The organism is Variovorax multivorans, assembly GCF_051216835.1.
Classification (GTDB): Bacteria; Pseudomonadota; Gammaproteobacteria; order Burkholderiales; family Burkholderiaceae_C; genus Variovorax.
Genome location: NZ_JBPJZL010000037.1, coordinates 1 through 5,159 on the forward strand (window position 1 = coordinate 1; position 5,159 = coordinate 5,159).

Annotated in this window: 7 protein-coding genes and 1 pseudogene; 1 reads left to right on the forward strand and 7 read right to left on the reverse strand. The window is 62.7% G+C overall.

Going from position 1 to position 5,159, the window contains the following annotated elements; genetic code table 11:
- Positions 1-302: hypothetical protein (locus ACSFCA_RS36315; RefSeq protein ID WP_435462971.1), on the forward strand; the 302-nt coding region annotated here is incomplete at its 5' end.
- Positions 303-426: 124 nt separating this feature from the next.
- Here ACSFCA_RS36315 and ACSFCA_RS36320 read toward each other — a convergent pair.
- From ACSFCA_RS36320 to ACSFCA_RS36350, 7 genes and pseudogenes are all read right to left on the reverse strand, one after another.
- Positions 427-648, reverse strand: a complete 222-nt coding sequence (locus tag ACSFCA_RS36320) for a hypothetical protein (RefSeq protein WP_435462972.1) — start codon at positions 646-648, stop codon at positions 427-429.
- A complete protein-coding gene (locus ACSFCA_RS36325) occupies positions 645-995 on the reverse strand; it encodes a UvrD-helicase domain-containing protein (protein WP_435462973.1) in 351 nt (116 codons plus the stop codon). Before ACSFCA_RS36325 ends, ACSFCA_RS36320 begins: the two co-directional genes overlap by 4 nt.
- 209 nt (positions 996-1,204) lie before the next feature.
- Complete coding sequence (locus ACSFCA_RS36330) at positions 1,205-1,513, reverse strand: hypothetical protein (RefSeq protein ID WP_435462974.1); 309 nt, start codon at positions 1,511-1,513, stop codon at positions 1,205-1,207.
- A 247-nt stretch (positions 1,514-1,760) separates the two neighbouring features.
- Positions 1,761-2,204, reverse strand: coding sequence for a hypothetical protein (locus ACSFCA_RS36335; RefSeq protein ID WP_435462975.1), 444 nt, complete (start codon positions 2,202-2,204; stop codon positions 1,761-1,763).
- Between the two features lie 1,639 nt (positions 2,205-3,843).
- The gene (locus ACSFCA_RS36340) at positions 3,844-4,536 is read right to left on the reverse strand and encodes a winged helix-turn-helix domain-containing protein (RefSeq protein ID WP_435462976.1); all 693 of its coding nucleotides are present in this window, start codon (positions 4,534-4,536) and stop codon (positions 3,844-3,846) included.
- Positions 4,537-4,538: 2 nt separating this feature from the next.
- Complete coding sequence (locus tag ACSFCA_RS36345) at positions 4,539-4,730, reverse strand: hypothetical protein (protein ID WP_435477489.1); 192 nt, start codon at positions 4,728-4,730, stop codon at positions 4,539-4,541.
- Positions 4,727-5,159 (reverse strand): annotated as a pseudogene (locus ACSFCA_RS36350) (mammalian cell entry protein); the annotation flags it as partial. The pseudogene ACSFCA_RS36350 and the gene ACSFCA_RS36345, both read right to left, overlap by 4 nt.

The window sequence follows — 5,159 nt, forward strand, 5'->3', positions numbered from 1 at the left end:
GGCCGCAAGGGCCTCTCAAACGCATGGGGATGCTCGGTGAGACGAGCTTGCGAGCGCAACGACAAGCACACGCGCTCGCCATCAAGCCAATTTACGACTTGATCAGACCTTCCCTAGCGCTGCGGCACGGGATCAACGCCAATCAGTTGCGCCGATGGATGTCGGTGGTGGCGGTCACTGCACCACCGCCGCCGCAGGGCCACATTGAACTGGAGGTCTTCGGCGCGCGACTGAAGCTGCACGGGGCGGTTGACGGCCAACGCCTGCGCGTCGTACTCCACGCATTGGCGCGGCGCTCATGATTGGACTGCCGGCCAACACCCGTGTGTGGATCGTGGCGGGTCACACGGATATGCGCAAAGGATTCAACGGCCTCGCGGCGATGGCGCAGACAGCGCTGGAGGCCAATCCGTTGCCCGGCGTCAACTATTCTGAGCGGCGGCTCAAGATAATTGTCGCTGGCCAGGATGGGAAGTTGCGCAGGAACGGATCACGCACCAGCCCCAATTGCCCATCGGCCAAGTGCCATGTGTCGATGATCTTTTCGAAACCGTACGCGTTGACACCACCCGCGAAGCCGAGAGTCTTCTTCTCGCGCACGCCGCGCATAGCCTCTTCGAAAATCTGTGCGTTCGTGCGGGCAATCACGGCATGCCGCGGCGCCTCGGGCGGCAGGCGCCGAACCACAGTGTCCGGCCGACCCCGGAGAGTGGGAGCGTCTCGTCGAAGAAGCCCCACAACAGTGCGTTGGCGATGCGGGCGACCTTCGGTCCGAAGCGAAAGCTCTGGGTCAGAGTCAGGGTTCGGCTCGCCCGCGCCGCATCCATCGCGTTCACGGCGCCGCGGAACTGGTAAATCGATTGATAGCCATCGCTCACCAGCACCACGGGACAGACCTGCCGGCCCACGATGTCCCAGGTCACTGGATTGGTGTCCTGGCCCTCGTCCAGCATCAGGTAGTCGCAGGGAAGGGCAGGGTGCTGCAGTTGGAACAACTTGAGGTAGCCATCGATGCGTCATCGGCGCTTCGTCACGTGGATCGCACATGCGCGTCCAGAGTTGGCTGGCCACATCCGCGGCATAGCGCAGGAGGTGCTCCGGACCCGTTGGCGCAGGCCCCACGGCGATCGCCCAGTTGGGCCCTGAGGTCGCTCACGCACCAGGCCGTGATGGTGTCGACCACCAGCCCGGCGAAGCTCCAGTCTCATGCGAGTCCCATGAGCTTGATCGCATTCACTGGCCACAGGTTTCCGAGCTTGTGCGAATAGGCCTTGCCAGTCGAGCCGAAGGCTAAGGCATTGACCGTCTTGCACTGCACTGAGCGCGAGAAGCGTGGCCGGGCGTCCAGTTCGGCCGACTTGTTGAAAGCCTGGTACAGCCCACGAAAGTGGCGGTTCCGGTGCGCCAGGGCCACGAGGGCGGTTGTTTTGCCAGTACCCGCGTAGGCGATGACCTTCGTCACCCCCGACAGAGGGGCGTCGGCGACGGCGCTTTGCTCGGCTGTCGTTTGCATAGGGAGACCTGATTGCATCGCTCAGTCCGCGAGCGCGCGTGAGAGTGCCTGGGCCCTCGGCATTGGCTTCATCGAGGGTTGAAACGATCGCACCTCGGTGACGCCGCCGTCGCAAAGAGCAGCACGGAAGTGTGGGTGAGCGAGAGGGGATTGCGCATGGTGGACCGTCATGCGTTCGACGGTACCGATGCCTTGAACTGGTGTAACGCTGATTGCGGGGCGGGGCGGGGCGGGGCGGGGCGCCGCCTCAATCGTCCCCGTTTCTGTGCCAAGGCGATGCGATGGGTGCGTGGAGAAACTGTTCGCGGTAGCTCGCCTGTTGCTCGGCAATGTGCTCGAGTTCGTCGAGATTCGGGCCGGCGAGCAGTCCCTTGCTCTCGGGACTCCACAAGATGAGGGCACCGGTCATCGGTCCCTCTGTCTCGAGCTCGATCTCGCAGCCTGTGGCGTCGAGCGCCAGGCAAATGCCCGGCAGGGAATGCCAGAGGTGACGCGCGCTTCGCGCGTCTGGCAGACTCGGTTCGTTCGGTGCATCGTCCGCATCCAGCGGGGCGATCTGGCCGGCGTCACCGGTTCGTTCTGCGTGACGGTTCGACGCATCGCTCGTTTGCCTCAGCGAGGGCCATTCTTTCGGGCGGGAGCAGGGCGATGCGCGGCGGCACTTGCATCCGCGACGACGGTTGCGAATCACGGGCGCTCGACGCCGTCACAGCTTGTGGTGATGTCATCCCAGGCAGGTTGCGCAGGCACAGAGAACCCCAAAACGTGAACAGGATGGGGACCATGGTGAAGGCCGTGCCGCGAGAACCTGAAACAGATTGATGTTGGTTATCAGAAGGTCTCCGGGTAGGTGCTATACGCTCCGACCTGTCACGAATTTGCGATGTCATCTGGGTTCCGGGGGCAAGGCCGAAGTTTGTTGGAGCCGTTCTTGAAATCGCTGCGTCTGCCAGAAGCGGCGCGTGCGCTCGACGATGGCTCGGGCGGACGGCGGGAGTTTGGACGACGTGGGGTCCGGCGCTTGTCGCGCCCATTCGGGGTGCGTCTTCTTGTGGGTGACGGTCATTGGAGTCGTTAGGAGGATGCCGTGAGAATCCTTGCATACCAGTGTGTCGCCACGAGGACAAAAGACGCTCTGGGAGGGCAGCAATCCTTTCGGGAGATGGCGACATCGGTAAGAGACTGTCCGGGCTCACGTAGCAGCAACGCGAGCCACCGAATAGCTCATGACTGACCATCAGATCCGATGAACCTCGCAAGCATTCCCAAGCACCCTGTTGACAAGGACTCGTCGCACGCCCTGACCCCACTTGACTACTTGAACGCTTCGGCGTTGGCATCGGATCACGACCGAGTGCTTGCGCTGCTTGATCGTCTACACGCAGGCCGTGCTTGGCTTGTCTGTGGCTGCACGGGCAATCGAGGCAACCCACCTCTTCTAGCTGTCGCGCGCCGTACGCCTGGACATGGCGGGGGCTGTCGCTTCGAAGACCGATGGACCGCGCTGCGCGCCGACCCGGCTGCCGATTTGCTTTCGAGCAGCGCGAGCCTGTCGAGGCCGATGCGGAAGAGGCTGATGGAGATGACGTCGACGACGCAGGCGGGCCGGTTCGGCCGGATTTTCCTTTCGAGCGGGCAACGCGCATGTGGGTACCGCGAACAGACGAAGTGGCAGAGCACGGTGCCTCGGAACGCTGCACTAGATGTGAAGGCTCAATAGGCTGTTGCGGGTGGTTCTCCCGGAGAAGTCTTGAGAGACTGGAAATCGCCGAACCCCAATCCACTCAAAACCGCGAACCGGATGAACATGCATGAGAATGCCCAATTGACGTACCTGCTGCCTTTCGACAGCGGTTCGGCGCTGGCAGGGACGAGGGAGAAAAAGGCCGCTGAGGGCGCCGCCTCGATGCCGACCACTGTCGCCTTTCTTATTCAGGCTTGCGGACCCAACGACAGTCGGGCTAGAACAACGCACAAATCCTGGTGTCTATCGACGTTGCTCACTTGCCGGCTTGTGGCGCAATGACGCCGTGCTCAGGGCGCCACATCACGTCGATTTCGCGCAATTTCTGGCAGCCTTGTCCGAAACGCGTCATCGATAGGGGTTGTTCGGTGCGCGGTCGTAGCGGTCGGGAATACCGTCACCATCCCGGTCGCGGTCATAGCGGTCCGGCACACCGTCGCGGACCCGATCACCGTGACCGCGCCGTGCGAGTGAGGGGCGATCCCGTTCGGATGGGACGACCACACAGCCGGAAAGGACAGCTGAAACTACAAATAGAAGTACGAGTCTTTTCATGGGATTTCCTTGTCAGATAAATGTCCAGCGTTCAGCCAGATCCAAGATAGTGGTCATTGCGAATTTCCAGAACATACCCCTTGCGATGCACTGTATGAATCAGCTTCAGATCGAACGGATCATCCAGCCTCTGACGAAGTCTCAGGATGGCGAGCGTGACCAGGTTGTCGTGCTGATGACTGGCGCGTGCCCCCCAAACGGCGCTGATGAGCCTGGCGCGTGACATCACATGGCCTCTGTGGGCCATGAGCACATCCAGAAGTTCGAACAGGGTGGCACTGAGGCTGAGGTCCATGCCCTGGCGAATTGCCTTGCCGCGCTTCCGGTCGATGGCTAGGTCCGCCAGGCGGAGCAAGGCGGCGTCAGGACTCTCATCGCGGGATGTCAGCGCCCAGGCCCGCGTCAGCAGATCCTCGATGGCGTAAGGCCCGGCCAGGTACTCGGTGGCATCCAGCGCAAGTCCTTCGAAGTGGTCCGCCAGCCGGTCTCGTTCAGTCAGCACCAGCAACGGGGCGCTGGTCATGCGCCGAACGGCACCGATCGCAGCGCGGGTTGCCGTCGGCGGCGCGGCGTCGAGAAGAACCAATGCATACGGCTTGCCGGCGGAAAGCCGCGACTCGGCATCGCCGGGGCCGGCCACGTCGACTGTGAAGCCGGATCGCCCGAGCGCACTGCCGAGTTTGTTGCGCGTTTGAGTTTCGGCCCCGAGCAGCAGGACGTTCATATTCAGGCGCCTCTTGCCGGTGGCACTTTTCGTTGAATATCGAGAGGTTTTGAAGTCGGTCCCGGTTGGACATCTGGCGCTGTCAGCGTCGAGAAGCGATCGGTCCTGTTCACGCAGCCGTCCACCAGAAAGACTCCCAGGATCAGCGCGAGCACCGCAGCGTGTGCAATTGGAAAGTTGGAGGGGTGTTTCACTTCTTGTCGTCCGGTTTGCCGCGCAGCAGCGACTCGGGGTGGCGTTCGAGGTAGTCGGTCAGCATGCGCACCGACGCGGCGGTGCGCGTGAGCTCCTGCAGCGTCTGTCGCGCGTCCTGCTGCAGCGGCGAGTCCTGCGCGAGCGTGCGTTCGACCGCGCTCATGGTCTTGCGCGCGTCCTTCATCGCCGCGATGGCTTCCGGCGCTACGTCGTTGTTCAGCGTCGTCGTCAGTTGCTCGGCGCTGGTCAGCGTCTTGTCGAGGCTCGCGAGCGTGGTGCGCAGGTCGTTGCCGATCTGCGCGAAGGGCGCTTTGTTGACCTTGGACACGATCTCTTCCACCTGCGACTGCAGCGTATCGAGGCCGTTGGGAATGGTCGGCAGCTCGAGCGGTTCCCTGGTCACATCGATCGTGACGGCCGGCGCCTTC